The following is a 16,480-nucleotide window of genomic DNA, read 5'->3' as shown; positions in this document are numbered from 1 at the left end:
CATTTTCTTTACTTTTGCAATTACCTTCATGGCTAAAACAGTCACAAAGATAATAGTTTTGAAGTAATTGGCAAAATAAAAAGAGATAAAAAGAATATTTTTAAATATAAGAGGAAATAAAATGGATAAAGCTAAACTAGAACCTGCTCGCGTCTTTGAGCAATTTGCGGAAATCAACAAGATCCCCCGCCCTTCAAAACACGAGGAGAAAATGATCGAATATCTCAAGAACTTCGGCAAAAGCCACCATCTGGAAACAAAAGTGGACGAAACCGGAAATGTCTTGATCCGCAAACCGGCTACTAAGGGCTACGAAAATTACCCTACCGTCATCCTGCAGTGCCACATGGATATGGTGTGTGACAAACTCGTGGATATCAAATTCGACTTCTCGAAAGATGCCATACAAACTTATGTAGACGGTGATTGGCTGACTGCCAAGGGTACGACCCTGGGAGCTGACGATGGAATAGGTGATGCTATAGAACTCGCCATCTTGAGTAGCGACGATATCGAGCATGGTCCGATCGAGTGCGTCTTCACCCGTGATGAGGAAACTCAACTCACTGGTGCAATAGGTATGAAACCGGGATTCATGACGGGTAAATACCTGATCAACCTGGACTCTGAAAACGAGGGTGAACTGTTCGTGTCCTGTGCCGGTGGTAGAAGTACGATCGCTACCTTCAAATTCCAACGTGAGAAAGCTCCCGCTGACTATACTTTCATCGAGGTTTCTATCAAAGGCTTGAAGGGCGGTCATTCCGGTGACGATATCGAGAAGAAACGTGCCAATGCCATCAAGGTCCTTGCGCGGTACCTCTATATAGAACAGGAGAAGATGCCGCTGCGTCTGGCTTCGTTCGATTCAGGAAAGATGCATAATGCGATTCCTAGGGACGGCAAGATCATCTTCGCTGTACCTGCCGACAAGGAAAAGGAAGCTGAGGCTGACTGGAAGAAATTCTTTGCAGGCGTAGAGGATGAATATCATGTCACAGATACGTCCATGGTCTGGCATTTCGATAAAACCGGTGCCCAGAGTGTGATTCCACAGTCTGTCTCTGTACCGATGGTCAGGGCTTTGCAGGCTCTTGACAACGGTGTTTTCGCCATGTGCCAGGACGAGGCTCTCGCTTGGATGGTTGAGACCTCAAGCAATGTTGCCAGCGTGAAGACTGAGGATGAAAAGGTGACAGTCGTTACGAGTCAACGCTCCAACGTCATGAGCAACTTGGATAACCTCTCCAATTCCATCAAGGCTGCATTCCAATTAGCCGGTGCTGATGTAGAAGTAACTGACGGTTATCCTGCATGGAAGATGAACCCCAACAGCAAACTTGTCAAGATCGCAGTTGATGCCTATCGGAAACTCTTCCATAAAGAGCCTAAAGTAAGAGGCATTCACGCAGGTTTGGAGTGCGGATTGTTCAGCGAGAAATATCCTGATTTGGATATGGTCAGTTTCGGTCCAACACTGAAACATGTCCATACACCTGATGAGAAGTTGTATATCCCGACAGTACAAATGGTTTGGGATCACCTTCTCCTGATCTTGAAGAATATCAAAAACTGAAAAGTCAATATGAAAGCAAGGATTTTTTTCTTTCTGATGTTGTCTCTCCTTCTTTTTACGGGATGCGGAGAACGGCATCAAGGTAAAACCCTGATCAGGAATTTCCTGAATCAGAATTTGACCTATGGCGATATAGAAGAAGATCATTACGGTCAATTGGACTCGACAACACTAGTGACAAATGAACGCGTCTTGAAGATGCGTGAAGCGACAAGCCGCTTGCCGGAATTCCATCGGAATATCTCTTATGGTAGCCCCACTCCTACACTACTGTTCATCACCGTGAAATACAAAATAGTAGGTGACCAGGGGAAAGAACAGAACTACCAGCAGACTTTCTATATGGATAAAGACCTGACACAGATTGTGGCTTTCAAAAACAATTGATTTTATCTTCTGACAGATCATCGTATCAATCAGAATATCAGCATAGAGGTTCTGACCGTTTTATGGGTCAGAACCTCTTTTTGTATGATAACATTTTCTAAAAGAAATACACTCATCCTATAATGGATAGATCCTGTAATCACCTTATGGAAAGGAATGAACTTCAACGAAAAAGAGGTCATATCAAACGTCCAATCTGACCGATTGACGACTTGCAGGAACGGTTTTTCTTGACCTCGAAAGATCAGTTGTCTATGTTTCGAGAAAGTCAACGCTCTGTTTCTCGAAAGTCGATCTTCTCTTTCGAGAAACTATCAACCACAAAATTATCAATATTAAACATCATAATTGCGTATATTAAAATAATAATTGTACTGACGGATTTACGATGTTGAATATTCGACTACTCAACCGCCTATTTCCAAAACGATCTTCTTTTCGTTCCAAAGCATACTGTCACATCAGGACAACTTGCCAATGATGTCCAAAAAATGCAGCTTAAAAACTGACGGAATCCTATCAAATGTCACTCTATCTTAGAGTATCACAAAGAAAGTTTAGTTGGCTCCTACTAGATATATAGATCAAAGGTCTGTCAAAGTTTAGCCTCGAAGTGGGATTCACCGTTCTGAAAAAGAAAGACAGATTTTCCTTATCTCCCTCGCTCATGTTTTTGGCACAAATTTTGCATGAATCAATACGAAGCTGTTCTATAATCGGAGAAATATCTGCTTGCCTGAAGAATTGAATCTCCAGAATGGATATTCCGGTTGTAAAGAATTTGAATGACAGATTGAAAATCATAATTAAAAATATCATACACTTATGGCTAAAAAAGGAAATATTGGGGTTACTACAGAAAACATCTTCCCCGTTATTAAAAAGTTTTTATATTCCGATCATGAAATCTTCCTGCGGGAAATGGTATCCAACGCAGTTGATGCAACGCAGAAGATAAAAACCCTTACAGAAAAAGGTGACTATAAAGGACAACTCGGAGACCTCAGCGTCCGGATAAAAGTGGATGAGAAAGCCAAGACCATTACGATCAGTGACCGAGGCATCGGGATGACTGAAGACGAAATAGATAAATACATCAACCAGATTGCCTTCTCGGGTGTCAACGACTTCCTGACTAAATACAAGGACAATGCCAATGCCATTATCGGACATTTCGGTTTAGGATTCTACTCTTCATTCATGGTCAGCGATAAGGTGGAGATCGTAACGAAGAGTTATAAAGAAGGTTCTAAAGCCATCAAATGGAGTTGTGACGGCAGTCCAAAATTTGAGATATCGGATGCTGACAAGACAGACCGTGGCTCTGATGTCATCCTCCATATCAGCGATGACTGTAAGGAATACCTGCAAAAGGGTAAGATCACCGAACTGCTCAGCAAATATTGCAAGTTTATGCCTGTACCTATTGTCTTTGGAAAGAAGACCACTTGGAAAGACGGCAAACAGGTGGATACTGACGAGGACAATATCATCAATAATATTGAACCGCTTTGGACTAAAAAGCCTTCGACACTTAAAGATGAGGATTACAAGAAATTCTATAAGGCGCTCTATCCGATGGAAGACGATCCTTTGTTCTGGATCCATCTCAATGTCGATTTTCCTTTTACCCTCACCGGTATCCTTTATTTCCCTCGTATCAAGAGCAATATCGACCTGCAACGCAATAAGATCCAACTCTATTGCAATCAGGTATTCGTAACGGATCATGTCGATGGCATTGTACCAGACTTCCTGACCTTGCTTCACGGCGTTATCGACTCACCCGATATTCCTCTGAATGTCAGTCGTAGTTATCTGCAAAGTGATGCCAATGTCAAGAAGATTTCTGTATACATCACAAAGAAGGTTGCGGACCGCTTGCAGGAGATCTTCAAGGAAGACCGCAAGGACTATGAGAAGAAATGGGATGATCTGAAGATCTTCATCAACTATGGGATGCTCTCTCGCGAAGACTTCTATGACCGTGCCAAAGATTTCGCTTTGTTCAAGGATGTTGATGGTAAGCATTTCACCTTCGATGAATACAAGACCCTGATCAAAGACAACCAGACTGACAAAGATGGCAATCTGATCTATCTTTACGCCACCAACAAGGATGAACAGTATTCCTTCATACAGACCGCAAAGGACAAGGGCTACAATGTCTTGATGATGGATGGTGAACTGGATGTGCCTATGGTCAGTATGCTGGAACAGAAATTCGAGAAGTCGCGCTTCAGTAGAGTGGATGCCGACATCATCGATCGTCTGATTGTCAAGGATACACCGAAGAAATCAGACCTGGACAAGGATAAAAGTGACAATCTGACAGAAATGTTCCACTCTCAGGTGCCTAAATTCGATAAGGCACAGTTTATGGTGGAAGTACAAGCTCTCGGAGAAAACAGCCAACCCATCATCATCACACAGAGTGAATATATGCGCCGGATGAAGACGATGAGCCACTTCCAACCCGGAATGGACTTTTACAATCAGATGCCTGACAGTTATGTCATGGTCATCAACAGTGACCATCCGCTAATCAAGAAGGTCATCGACGATGAAGAGAATAAAAACGGGGCTGCTCTCCAACCTGTCCTGAGTGAATTGAAGGGTTGTCAGGCTCGCTTGGCTGCCATTCACGAGGAGCAAAGCAAGAAGAAAGCCGAGGAACTCACCCAAACTGAAAAAGATGACCTCAAGAATACTGAAAATGCGGTCAATGACCAGCGCGAGAAGAGAGACAAGATTCTAGATGCTTATGCAGCCAAGAATGATGTCATTCATCAACTCATCGACTTGTCACTACTGCAGAATGGTATGCTGAAGGGTGAGGCTCTGGACAAGTTCTTGAAGAGATCTGTCGATCTGATCAAACTCTAAAATTGCTTAGGCGGCTTTATGACTCCCAAATCTCGAAAAATCAAAAGAAACCTCGATGAGAGATCCGGTTATAAAAAGTTTTGAAAAGATTTGGTTTTTAAGAAATAAAGCCGTACCTTTGCAAGCGCTTATGAGAAAAGTAGGCTCCGTAGCTCAACTGAATAGAGTATCTGACTACGGATCAGAAGGTTCAGGGTTTGAATCCCTGCGGGGTCACTTTTTTATATGAGTTTCTTTGATGAGGCTCCGTAGCTCAACTGAATAGAGTATCTGACTACGGATCAGAAGGTTCAGGGTTTGAATCCCTGCGGGGTCACGAAGGGAATATCTTAGAAGGATACTTCCCTTTTTTTATGCCTGTTTATTCGGGATTTTCACGTTTGGCCAGGCAACGGTCGGACCATTGAAAGTCAATGCGTTCACCTTTGTCGCCATAGGATTCTATTCAGACCAAGCTGTACATAAACATGTTTTCCAAGACTGTCATCTCTGCCCAGAAAACCGGATGAATATGATTCTCTTTCCTCAAGAAAAGGAAAAAGAAAATATAGGGGAACCATGCCAAAAGAAGTATGGGATGATTCAACAGAACACACACTTGACAGGACACGCAGGTAATGACCCCACCCACATCATGAAAAACAGCTCCATGAGTCCGGAAGACCGGTGTGATGATGGCCATGAACATGCCTAAAGCAGTAAAGTAAATCAGAAATCTCGTGCCCGGAGAACTTTTCCAATACATGACGGGCAGAACGTAAACGGCAAGGAAGAGCATGTAGGCTATAAATTCCCAGTGGTGCTTCGCCACATAGGATATCTCGGAGATACTGGACAGCGGCTCTCCTTTTTTATAGGTCATGTAAATGATATATAAGATGGTTACGGCAATGACAAAATAAATCATCAGATTACATTCAATGGAAGACACAGACAACACGGCAATATGCGAATTTCTGAACCGTTCGACGGAGATCCGCTATTCCATTTATTGCCAGAAAGTAAAATGCTTTATTTAAAGTAGTATAGAAAAGTTGCCAGACCCTTTAGCGCGGGCTTTCTCTGACCCTCTATTTCTATTGCGAAATCAATACCGACCTTGCAAATCCCCCTCAGATTTTCTATGGAAGCCAAGGTGGTCTTCAGACGGACTTTCGATCCGGTGATGACAGGATTGCCGAATCTCATTTTATCCATACCATAATTGACCATCATCTTCAAATTGTTCACCTGAATGATCTGACCCCAAAAATAAGGCAGTAGTGAAAGCGTTAAATAACCATGAGCGATGGTGCTCTTGTAAGGGCTCTCTTTTCCGGCTCTGTCTACGTCTACATGGATCCATTGGTGATCAAGGGTGGCATCCGCAAAAGCGTTGATGCGTTCCTGGTCGATACGCAACCACTCAGAAACTCCTAGTTGTTCACCCAGATGAGAGGCGAATTCCTCAAAACTATTGATGATTAATTTTCCCATATCGTATGTTTAAATTCGATTGCTGGCAGTCATCGACATCCAGTTTTGCAAAGTTAAAAATAAATTTTGGATTTTTTAAACGAATCCCGAAAATCTTGTGTAATTTTGCGGGCAAATGCAAGAAAAGATAAAATATATTTTTGCAAAGAAAAGACTTAAAGTATTCAGCCTACCACTCTTACTGCTCATTCTGGTGGTTGTGGCAGTCTCCATCAACTATACAGCTGGATATAAAGAAATTTACAAGAGTGAAGCGCAGCTGAGGTGTATTTCCTGTTATGAACTTACACTGAAGGGGCGACCCGTGCTGTCGTTCAATACGGATACGGTCACGACTGCCGCATGCTGGACGGACCAATGGGGACTGATACCTTCTTGTAAAGGCAAACTTCTGGCGGTTTACGAGAATACCCTCTTCCAACATAAATACAGTACTCCAGAAGTTGCAAAACTCTTGAGGGCGCATGTGGATTCCCTGAAAAGAAAGAGGATTGAACTGAGGGGCATCGTCGCAGACCTCAAATATTATATCCATGTGCACGATGTACGTGATGTAGGGTTCGGGATGATCGCCAGGTATGGGACTCACAAAGTCAAACAATATCAGCAGATCAGGCGGGAACTGGACACTCTCGACAGGGTCAGAAAAGACAGCAACCAACTCCATATTACCTATAAGGTACTCTTTACGGTCATCTACAAGGATTCGAAAGGTAAACGCGCGGAGGAGAGTTGTCATTTCATCAAGACGCTCAAGCCCCACTTCCTCCTTGTCCAAACCGATGACGGCAAGAAACCCAAAGGTGTTTCCAGTCAGCCTCTGTCTGTCGCCAAACGCATTGTCATCGGCATCAGCAAAAGCATCAGAAAGCATATCATCTGGAGTGAACGCCCTGACTCTTCCGGGATATACATCGGAGAAATGGATGACCAGTTTAGGCCTTCAGGACATGGCGCTCATTTGAACAACGACGGATCATACTATGAGGGCAACTGGGTGAAAGGCAAGCGCAACGGCTTCGGATTCTCCGTCTCTCACAGGAAGAGACTCCGTGTGGGCGAATGGAAAAACGATGTCTATCTGGGAGAACGACTGGTCTATAGTTCAGAGCGGATCTATGGCATCGACGTCTCTAAATACCAGCATATCAAAGGCACGCGGCACAAGCATTATTATGCCATCGACTGGGCGCACCTGCGTATTACCCATCTCGGCAATCTGAGCAAGAAGACAGTGGCAGGTACAGTCAACTATCCCCTGAGGTTTGTCTTCATCAAAAACACAGAAGGGGTAACAGTTTCCAATCCCTATTATGCCCGCGATTACAAGAATGCCAAGGCATACGGTTACCATGTAGGAACTTACCATTTCTTTTCCCTCCACAGCGATCCGGCACAACAAGCCAAGTTCTATCTCGAGAAATCAAAATTTGAGAAGGGTGACCTTCCGCCAGTACTCGACGTAGAACCTTACCCGAGCCAAATCAGGAAAATGGGTGGAGCAAAAGTTCTGTTCAGTCACATCCGGACATGGCTGAGGATTGTGCAACAACATACGGGCACTAGACCTATACTGTATATCAATCAGATATTCGTCAACAGATACCTGAACGACGCACCGGATATCAAACAAAACTATTTTATCTGGATTGCTCACTATGGTGAATACAAACCCGATGTCCGTCTGGCTTTTTGGCAATTGTGTCCTGATGGCAGGGTGCAAGGTATTCATGGGGAAGTCGATATCAACGTCTTCAACGGTTACGAACAGGAGTACACGAAATTCCTCCAGATGGCCACTATTCATTGACGGTCATCCAAGCGTACATTACAACGAATTAAAAAGACTTATACAAAACTCCCCTATTCTTTTCCGGATCACTGTCCAGCTATGTCCGCTGTCAGTTGCCTTGGTTCTAACAAGACAACTTTCTGAGAAAAATGGAGAAGTTCATGCAAACAGTGACTATTGGCAACGGCGATTACCCGTTTCATTCCAATATATAAAAAATGGTTCCGGAAACTTCAATTATCGTTTCGGGAACCATTTCTATTTAAATCGTTGAAAGGAAAAAATCAGAAAGGCAGGTCATCCGCACCTTTGCTGTCATCATCCGGAGCTGGGGGAAATGGAGCCTGAGCACCATTAGCAGTACCACCGGCAAGACCTTCTGCGCTATCTTGGGGTTGATTGCCCTGAGCACTCGCCTGAACGGCAGCCGGATCAACCCGCTGTACTTGCCAGGCAGAGATATTATTAAACCATCTTCCCTGATATTCGTGGGCGTCTATATCAAAAGAGACGGTCAACTCCTCCCCACTCTTGATAGCAAACTGATTGATCTTGTCCTCTCCAAATACCCGGAAAACGCATTTGCGAGGATACTGCTCGTGTGTTTCTATGACATAATCCTGCGATGCCCATGGATTGCCCGTCCTTTTTGACGTACCGCTTTGCTTCGGGAGAACCGCAATAATCTTTCCTTGAATTTCCATGTCGTATGTTTTATTATTTAGTTCAGTCTGCGAAATTACTAAAATAGTTCTAAAAACCGAAATTTTCTAAGCTAATTTTTGCTTATGTACACATATTTTCGTATTTTTGTGCATTATAAGGTGCGAGTTTGCATCTTGTGGTATACATGCGAATAGAACATAAAAATACATACTCATGAGATTTACAATATCCAGTACGGCACTAAGCAGTTGTCTTAGCACGCTATCCAAGGTGATCAACAGCAAGAATTCATTGCCAATCCTCGACTGTTTTCTTTTTCAAGTCAGCAAAGGAACGCTGTCCATTACAGCTAGTGATAGCGAAAATATCATCAAGAGTACTCTAAAGTTGGACAGTTCTGAAGGCGACGGTAACTTCGCGATCCCCAGCCGCACCATCATTGATGCAGTCAAGGAATTACCGGAGCAACCCCTGAACTTCGACATTGACACTGATACATATAATGTAAAAGTCACTTATCAAAACGGACTCTATAATTTCACTGCTCAAAATGCGGAAGAGTATCCCCAGGCTCAAACCTTAGACGGCGATACGACAACCATTACCATTGACGCAGGCGTTCTGGTAGACAACTTGACCCGTTCTCTTTTCGCTACGGCTGATGACGAACTTCGTCCCGTCATGAACGGTATATACTTCGACCTTACGCCGGAGAGCCTGAACATTGTTGCCAGTGACGGACATAAACTCGTCCGCAACAAGTTCTTTAGTATCAAAAGTGAAACGCCGACGGCTTTCATCCTGCCTAAAAAACCTTCAACACTCTTGAAGAATATCCTGAACCGTGAAAGTGGTGACGTGGTCATCCGGTTCAATAATCGGAATTCTGAAATCAAATTTGACGGCGGTATTCTGAACTGCCGATTGATTGAAGGCAGATACCCCAACTATAATTCCGTGATCCCGACAGACAACCCGAACAAACTGACCGTCGATCGCCGAAGCTTGCTCAGCGCGCTCCGCCGTGTCGTTCCTTTCGCCAGTGAGAGCAGCGAATTGGTCAGATTCCAATTAGGAACTGGGAAACTGGAACTGAATTCGGAAGATCTGGATTTCGCCACATCTGCCAAAGAGCAGTTGACTTGTGACTATAGCGGACAAGCTATGAGCATCGGTTTCAAGGGTACCAGTCTGCTGGAAATCTTAACCAACCTTGAAAGTGATGAAGTCATCATGGAACTCGCTGATCCTTCTCGGGCAGGAATAGTCTATCCGGCTACTCAACCTGAAAACGGTGAAGTCCTGATGCTGCTGATGCCAATGTTGCTGAACGACTAAAGAAAGAAAAAAGAAATGAAACTCAACGTAACAAAACCTCTTATTGTTTTTGATCTCGAATCAACAGGCCTTGATCTGATTCATGATCGTATTATTCAGATTTCTTATATCAAGGTGGAACCGGGCAATCCGGAAAACAAAGAGGTACGAGGCAACTATCTCGTCAATCCTGAAAAGCATATCCCTACTGAAGTGGTGGAACTCACCGGGATTGATGATGAAAAGGTAAAAGACAAACCGACATTCAAAACGCTCGCGCCTGAATTGGCAGAAACGTTCAAAGGGTGCGACTTCGCCGGTTTTAATTCCAACCGCTTCGACGTCCCTTTATTGGCTGAGGAATTCCTCAGGGCAGGCATCGATTTCGACTTTTCCAAATGCCGTCTCATCGATGCCCAGACCATCTATCATAAGTTGGAACAACGTAACCTCGCAGCTGCATATAAGTTTTATACCGGACACAAGATGGAAGATGATTTGGTCGCCCACCGTTCTGATCAGGATACTGAAGCCACTTACCGTGTACTACAAGGTGAATTGGACAAGTATGCGCCCGGTAAGCAAGAAGACCCTGACCGTGTACTCAACAACAACATGGATGAACTTGCTGAATTTTCAAAGCGGAATGACAATGTAGACTTCTCCGGCCGCATCGTTTGGGAGCCTATGGATGACGGTAAAGGCAACATTCTGATGGATAAAGACGGAAAGCCTCGTAAGCATGAGGTCTTCAATTTCGGAAAATATCGCGGATGGGCTGTAGCTGATGTCCTGCGGCGTGACCCGGGCTATTTCTCATGGATTCTCAACAGTGACTTTACGCTCAACACCAAACAGGTGCTGACACGTATTCGTCTGAAGGAACTCAATCATTAACAAGATATTCTGACACGATCATGCTAAAAGGAAAAAAGATTGTCCTAGGCATTACCGGTTCTATAGCCGCCTATAAATCTTGTTTTCTCATTAGGGACCTGATAAGGCGTGGCGCAGAAGTCCAAGTTGTCATCACTCCCTCCGGTAAAGAATTCATCACTCCTATTACCCTATCTGCACTGACCCAAAAACCGGTTATCAGTGATTTCTTCTCTCAGGAAGACGGCTCGTGGCACTCTCATGTCGCCTTGGGTCAGTGGGCTGACGCAATGGTCATCGCCCCTTGTACGACAGCTTCGTTAGGGAAAATGGCTCACGGGATAGCTGATAATATGCTCATTACAACTTACTTGGCCATGAAAGCTCCGGTGTTTATTGCGCCTGCAATGGATGTCGATATGTATCAGCATCCTGCCACACAGGAAAATATAAATATTCTGAAAAGTTTCGGCAACCATATCATTGAACCTGAGCATGGGTTCCTGGCTTCTGGCCTGGAAGGAAAAGGGAGGATGGAAGAACCTGACGTGATCACTGATGTCCTCGATCGTTTCTTCTATGAAAAGAAAGACCAACTGAAAGGTAAAAAACTCCTGATTACTGCCGGTCCAACCTATGAAAACATCGACCCTGTCAGATTCATAGGCAACTATTCTTCAGGGAAGATGGGATTTGCATTGGCTGAAGAATGTTATAAAAGGGGTGCTGATGTCACATTGATAGCGGGTCCGGTGTCAAGGTCCTGCAGGAAAGAGATCCACCGGATTGATGTCACCAACTGCCAGGAAATGTATGAAACGGCTCAGAAACATTTTCCTCTCTGCAACGCGGCTATCCTCTGTGCGGCGGTCGCTGATTTTCAACCTGAAAAGGTTGCCGAAAATAAGATCAAGAGAGGAAAAGATACCGAACTCCTCCACCTGATCCCTACTCATGATATCGCTGCTGCCTTAGGAGGTATGAAGAAACCGGATCAGAAATTGGTCTGCTTTGCATTGGAGACTGATCATGAAGAAGTTCACGCAAAGGAAAAATTGATTAAGAAAAATGCTGATTTCATCGTCCTCAATTCGACACGGAACCCTGGGACGACTTTTGGTTATGATGAAAACCAGATCTCAATTCTTACAACTTCAGCCCGCAAAGATTATTCTCGTAAACCCAAAACGGAAGTGGCTGCTGACATTATTGATGAACTAGCAAAACTCTTATAATGTACGGTCATGGTCTCATGGCATTGAGATTGTCAGAAGCCCTCAATAAAATCAAGAACAGTTGTGCCCGAAACGGTCTTGAAATACATATAAGATAAGGATTAATCAAGGATGCTTAAACGACTATATATCAAGAACTTTACACTTATTGATGAACTCAATATCAAGTTCAACCCAGGTTTTTCCGTCATCACGGGAGAGACTGGGGCGGGGAAATCCATCATCATAGGTGCCATCGGACTGCTCCTGGGAAACAGGGCTGATTCCAAAGCGGTCAAATCCGGCTGCAGCCACTGCGTCATAGAGGCTCATTTTGATCTGACCGGCTCAGACTTGGACGATTTCTTCTCACAACATGATATTGACAAAGATTTCAAAGATACCATTATTCGCCGTGAGTTGACCAGTACGGGGAAAAGCCGCGCTTTCATCAACGATACTCCTGTACAACTCGCCCTCATGCGTGAATTGGGTGAGGATCTCGTAGACATCCATTCTCAGCACCAGAACCTGTTGCTAAAAAAAGATGATTTCCAACTGGGCATTGTGGACATCGTCGCAAATGATAGGAGGTTACTCGATGACTATCACAAATCATATATCGAATACCACCAGTTGCAAAAGCAATTGAATGATCTTCAAACGACTATAGCCAACGCACGACAGAACGAAGAGTTCATCAGGTTCCAATACCAGGAAATCGAGAAGGTCAACCCTCAGCCCGGAGAACAGAAAGAATTGGAACAGAAATCCCAAACGATGAGTCATGCCGAGGAAATCAAATCGGCACTGTATTCTGCTGATCAAGCACTGAACGCTGATGAAAAGGGGATCATAGAACTGTTGAAAGAGACTTCAAACCAACTCCATAGCATCGGGAAGTTCTTGCCGGATTCCGGCAAACTTGCTTCTCGCTTGGACAGTTCCTATATCGACCTGAAAGATATTGGTGAAGAGATAAGTGGTGAAGTCGAGAAAGTCGATTTCAACCCTGAAGAACTGCAGCAAATCAACAATCGTCTGGATGCCCTCTACGCACTGGAACTTAAATTCCATGTCAACAGTACGGAAGAACTCGTAGAAATCAGCCGGCAACTCGATAATAAGTTAGCTTCTATTGACAATAGCGATGATGAACTCAAAGAACTTCAGGATAAGGTCAATGACAAATTGGCAGAATGTCAGTCTAAAGCAGCAATACTCACGAAAACCAGAAAAGTTTCTGCCGGCAAGATAGAATCTGAAATGCAGAAACGGCTGATACCACTGGGAATCCCCCATGTCCGCTTCAGCGTACAATTCCAGGAAAGGCCCTTAAGTGATCGCGGAATGGACAAAGTCTCTTTCCTCTTCAGTGCCAACCAGAACACGCCGATGCAGCCTGTTGCACAAGTCGCTTCCGGTGGTGAGATAGCCAGGGTGATGCTGTCATTGAAGGCAATGGTCAGCGGTGTTGTCAAACTCCCGACCATCATATTCGATGAAATAGATACGGGTGTCAGTGGAAAGATCGCTGAGAAGATGGCCCTCATCATGCGTGATATGGGCAAGAACCGTCAGGTGATCTCCATCACTCACCTCCCCCAAATCGCAGCTTTAGGGTCTACACATTATAAGGTGATCAAGGAAGATACAGCGCAGGGAACGAGCAGTGAGATGGTCCTCTTGTCCCCGGAACAACGTATCCGCGAAATAGCCCAAATGCTGAGTGGCAGTGCTGTCACCGAAGCTGCTCTTGCCAACGCACGGGACTTGCTGAAAAGGGCGGGACAAATAAAATAGGTCGGACAAAGGTCTGACGACCTTAGCCTGGATTTTGGTATTTCAGAACCAAACTTAATACATGAGCAAAATAACAGAACGAGTTGATATTAAACACTATATGAAAAAGATAAAATTACTTTCTTGTCTCTTCTTCCTTGCATTGAGTGTAAGTGTCTACGCTCAGTCCGGGAGCGTGAAGAATGTATCAAAATCAGTATTCACACTGACAACTTTCAGTAAAGACAAATCCATTAAGGCTTCCAGCTGTGGTGTGTTCATTGATGATCATGGAACGGCCATCGCACCGTTTGAACCTTTCATTGGTGCTGACAGTGCCACAGTAGTGGATGCTTCCGGAGCAGCCATGCCTGTGGACTTTATCATGGGGGCTGACGAGAACTATGATGTCGTCAAATTCAAGGTTGACCATGCTACCAAAGGTGCGGGAATATCATCTCAATCTGCTCCTGCCGGATCTGATATTTGGATCGTCGCTTTCTCTAATCAAAAGCCGAATGTAAAAGGGTTGAAAGTCGGCCGGGTTGAGAAATTCAAGAACGTATACAATTATTATGTCTCTGACTTTGCTGCACCGGAAACAGACTATGGCTGTCCGGTAGTGGACGGTTCCGGAAAAATACTCGGAATTCTCAAGTCTCTGGATGCCAATCATACTTCCATCATCGATGCTCAGTACATCAATAGTCTGAAGGTCAACGCTCTCACGAGCCAGACGATGACCCAGACAGGAATCAGGACAGGATTGCCCGACACAGAAAAGGATGCGACGACAGCAATGTTCCTGGCCCGCAGCCTACGACCTAAAAGTGACAATTACAAATATGCGCATGAATTCATCAATATGTTCCCAAATTCCTCACAGGGATATAAATCATTGGCTGAACTTTATGTTGCAGACAGCCTCATCGCTGAAGCTGATAAGGAAATGAAAGAGGGTATTGAGAAATCAACTCTTAAGGACGAAGCACACTCCAACTATTCTTCTTTGATTTTCAGTCAGGCTCTCTACCACCCTAATCAATATAAAGACTGGACACTTGACAAAGCTCTGGAAGAAGCTGAGAAAGCATATCAGATCAAACCTGAACCGGTCTACAAGCATCAACAGGCCCAAATCATTTATGCCAAAGGTAATTACCAACAGGCCTATGATATGTTCATGGGGTTGACGAAGACTCCTCTCAATAATGGTGAATTATGGTATGAGTGCGCTCAATGCAAGATCCAGTTGAAAGCTCCTAACCAGGACATTAAGGTTCTTCTGGACAGTGCCGTGAACGTTTCTTCAAGAAAGGGCCTGGCCGCTCCTTATTATCTGGCACGCGGTCGTTTCTTCGATGCAAACAAACAGTATCGGGATGCCATAAAAGACTATTATGTCTATGATTCATTGAGTCATACTCAGGATCCAGCTTTCTTTTTCATGCGGTACCAATGTGAACTCAATGCTAAAATGTGGCAACAGGCTTTGCTCGATATTGCCAGAGCCAGTCTCTTAAATCCACAAGAACCTGTTTATCTAGCTAACTGGGCTTCTCTTGACCTTCGTGTCAACCGTATTGACGAGGCCATCAGTACTGCTACACAGTGCACAAAACTCGCCCCCTCCTATCCCGAAGGTTATCTGTTGCTCGGACTGGCACAAATTGCCAAAAAGCAGAAAGCCGAAGGCCTGAAAAACTTAGAGAAAGCCAAGAGTCTAGGCGATTCACGCGCCCAAGGCTACATCGATAAAAATAAGTAAAAACTCATTTGTTCTTTCTCTGATCCGCTGAATGACGTGTCATCTACAAGAACGTTGTTTAGCGGATCATCTGTTTAGGACACACAAATCATTTCCAAGCGGGACTGATATTCTGGAAGCCTGACAGCTCACTTCCATTTTAAAAAGTCAAGGAAAAGTTTGGTAATAAACTAAAAAAGCAGTACATTTGCACCACCAATCAAAAGCAGGTTCCGTAGCTCAGTTGGATTAGAGCAACGGCCTTCTAAGCCGTGGGTCCTGGGTTCGAATCCCAGCGGAATCACAACACACGAAAAGAGGATTTTTTTAAAAGTCCTCTTTTTTGTTTAGCAGGCTTATTCTCTAATTCCAACAATTCAGCGAGGTGTATTGTCCACGAAGCTGATTAATCATTTAACAATAAATGTACTTTTGAGTTTGGGCATATTCCTCGTTTGAAACTTTTTTCAAATCTTCTAGACGGGTGCCAAAGGAATCTGATATATAGAGAAAATGACTTTGAGAACCATATTGACCAGGCTCTTTTCCTGCAATTCCATTCTTTCTCTGATAGAAGCAATGCCAATGATTTCCATTTGTGAATAACGGATAAACTCACCTAATATAAAAAAAATATATGATTATCCTCAACTGAGTGATTTTCTTCAATCATAGGTTCTGTGCTGAAACGCCGGTCTATAGGACACAGCTGCAACAACTAGCCTGTCAAAAAGTCTGTCGCCAAATGATCTTCGGTTGAA

Annotated in this window: 12 protein-coding genes and 3 tRNA genes; 12 read left to right on the top strand and 3 right to left on the bottom strand. The window is 44.1% G+C overall.

Annotation, left to right across the window (positions count from 1 at the left end; genetic code table 11):
• The first annotated feature begins 121 nt into the window (after nt 1-121).
• The 5 genes from NG821_RS04035 (at nt 122) to NG821_RS04015 (ending at nt 5,165) form a co-directional block, all read left to right on the top strand.
• The gene (locus NG821_RS04035) at nt 122-1,576 is read left to right on the top strand and encodes an aminoacyl-histidine dipeptidase (protein ID WP_252760381.1); all 1,455 of its coding nucleotides are present in this window, start codon (nt 122-124) and stop codon (nt 1,574-1,576) included.
• Nucleotides 1,577-1,585: 9 nt separating this feature from the next.
• A complete protein-coding gene (locus NG821_RS04030; RefSeq protein ID WP_252760380.1) occupies nt 1,586-1,963 on the top strand; it encodes a hypothetical protein in 378 nt (125 codons plus the stop codon).
• Nucleotides 1,964-2,788: 825 nt separating this feature from the next.
• Complete coding sequence (gene htpG, locus NG821_RS04025; RefSeq protein ID WP_252760379.1) at nt 2,789-4,849, top strand: molecular chaperone HtpG; 2,061 nt, start codon at nt 2,789-2,791, stop codon at nt 4,847-4,849.
• 142 nt (nt 4,850-4,991) lie between these two features.
• Nucleotides 4,992-5,065, top strand: a tRNA-Arg gene (locus NG821_RS04020).
• A gap of 26 nt (nt 5,066-5,091) precedes the next feature.
• Nucleotides 5,092-5,165: transfer RNA gene (locus NG821_RS04015), tRNA-Arg, on the top strand.
• A 129-nt stretch (nt 5,166-5,294) separates the two neighbouring features.
• Here NG821_RS04015 and NG821_RS04010 read toward each other — a convergent pair.
• A complete protein-coding gene (locus NG821_RS04010) occupies nt 5,295-5,756 on the bottom strand; it encodes a hypothetical protein (protein ID WP_252760378.1) in 462 nt (153 codons plus the stop codon).
• A gap of 104 nt (nt 5,757-5,860) precedes the next feature.
• Entirely contained in the window at nt 5,861-6,325 is a 465-nt protein-coding gene (locus NG821_RS04005; protein ID WP_252760377.1) for a MaoC family dehydratase, read from the bottom strand.
• Between the two features lie 115 nt (nt 6,326-6,440).
• Between NG821_RS04005 and NG821_RS04000 the strand changes: the two genes are divergently transcribed.
• Nucleotides 6,441-8,135: a GH25 family lysozyme gene (locus NG821_RS04000; RefSeq protein ID WP_252760376.1), complete on the top strand. Its 1,695-nt coding sequence runs from the start codon at nt 6,441-6,443 to the stop codon at nt 8,133-8,135.
• A 266-nt stretch (nt 8,136-8,401) separates the two neighbouring features.
• On the opposite strand, the gene NG821_RS03995 is transcribed toward NG821_RS04000, so the two are convergent.
• Nucleotides 8,402-8,821 (bottom strand): DUF3127 domain-containing protein, encoded by a 420-nt coding sequence (locus tag NG821_RS03995; protein ID WP_252760375.1) that lies wholly within the window; start codon nt 8,819-8,821, stop codon nt 8,402-8,404.
• 175 nt (nt 8,822-8,996) lie between these two features.
• Between NG821_RS03995 and dnaN the strand changes: the two genes are divergently transcribed.
• The 6 genes from dnaN to NG821_RS03965 all read left to right on the top strand — a co-directional run bounded on the left by dnaN (nt 8,997) and on the right by NG821_RS03965 (nt 16,023).
• Nucleotides 8,997-10,121, top strand: a complete 1,125-nt coding sequence (dnaN, locus tag NG821_RS03990; RefSeq protein ID WP_252760374.1) for a DNA polymerase III subunit beta — start codon at nt 8,997-8,999, stop codon at nt 10,119-10,121.
• Between the two features lie 15 nt (nt 10,122-10,136).
• A complete protein-coding gene (locus NG821_RS03985; protein WP_252760373.1) occupies nt 10,137-10,997 on the top strand; it encodes a 3'-5' exonuclease in 861 nt (286 codons plus the stop codon).
• A 20-nt stretch (nt 10,998-11,017) separates the two neighbouring features.
• Complete coding sequence (coaBC, locus tag NG821_RS03980) at nt 11,018-12,211, top strand: bifunctional phosphopantothenoylcysteine decarboxylase/phosphopantothenate--cysteine ligase CoaBC (protein ID WP_252760372.1); 1,194 nt, start codon at nt 11,018-11,020, stop codon at nt 12,209-12,211.
• 111 nt (nt 12,212-12,322) lie between these two features.
• Nucleotides 12,323-13,993, top strand: a complete 1,671-nt coding sequence (gene recN / locus NG821_RS03975; RefSeq protein WP_252760371.1) for a DNA repair protein RecN — start codon at nt 12,323-12,325, stop codon at nt 13,991-13,993.
• Nucleotides 13,994-14,093: 100 nt separating this feature from the next.
• Nucleotides 14,094-15,740, top strand: coding sequence for a tetratricopeptide repeat protein (locus tag NG821_RS03970; RefSeq protein WP_252760370.1), 1,647 nt, complete (start codon nt 14,094-14,096; stop codon nt 15,738-15,740).
• A gap of 208 nt (nt 15,741-15,948) precedes the next feature.
• Nucleotides 15,949-16,023 (top strand) — tRNA-Arg (locus NG821_RS03965).
• Nucleotides 16,024-16,480: the final 457 nt, after the last annotated feature.

The sequence above is a fragment of the Segatella cerevisiae genome (assembly GCF_024054555.1).
Taxonomy (GTDB): domain Bacteria; phylum Bacteroidota; class Bacteroidia; order Bacteroidales; family Bacteroidaceae; genus Prevotella; species Prevotella cerevisiae.
This window is presented reverse-complemented; position numbering and strand designations above follow the sequence as displayed.

Coding starts and splice junctions, on each gene's coding strand:
- NG821_RS04030 (WP_252760380.1), top strand. CDS start 1,586: ATGAAAGCAAGGATTTTTTTCTTTCTGATGTTGTCTCTCCTTCTTTTT.
- NG821_RS04035 (WP_252760381.1), top strand. CDS start 122: ATGGATAAAGCTAAACTAGAACCTGCTCGCGTCTTTGAGCAATTTGCG.
- htpG (WP_252760379.1), top strand. CDS start 2,789: ATGGCTAAAAAAGGAAATATTGGGGTTACTACAGAAAACATCTTCCCC.
- NG821_RS04005 (WP_252760377.1), bottom strand. CDS start 6,325: ATGGGAAAATTAATCATCAATAGTTTTGAGGAATTCGCCTCTCATCTG.
- NG821_RS04000 (WP_252760376.1), top strand. CDS start 6,441: ATGCAAGAAAAGATAAAATATATTTTTGCAAAGAAAAGACTTAAAGTA.
- NG821_RS04010 (WP_252760378.1), bottom strand. CDS start 5,756: ATGATTTATTTTGTCATTGCCGTAACCATCTTATATATCATTTACATG.
- NG821_RS03995 (WP_252760375.1), bottom strand. CDS start 8,821: ATGGAAATTCAAGGAAAGATTATTGCGGTTCTCCCGAAGCAAAGCGGT.
- recN (WP_252760371.1), top strand. CDS start 12,323: ATGCTTAAACGACTATATATCAAGAACTTTACACTTATTGATGAACTC.
- coaBC (WP_252760372.1), top strand. CDS start 11,018: ATGCTAAAAGGAAAAAAGATTGTCCTAGGCATTACCGGTTCTATAGCC.
- NG821_RS03985 (WP_252760373.1), top strand. CDS start 10,137: ATGAAACTCAACGTAACAAAACCTCTTATTGTTTTTGATCTCGAATCA.
- NG821_RS03970 (WP_252760370.1), top strand. CDS start 14,094: ATGAAAAAGATAAAATTACTTTCTTGTCTCTTCTTCCTTGCATTGAGT.
- dnaN (WP_252760374.1), top strand. CDS start 8,997: ATGAGATTTACAATATCCAGTACGGCACTAAGCAGTTGTCTTAGCACG.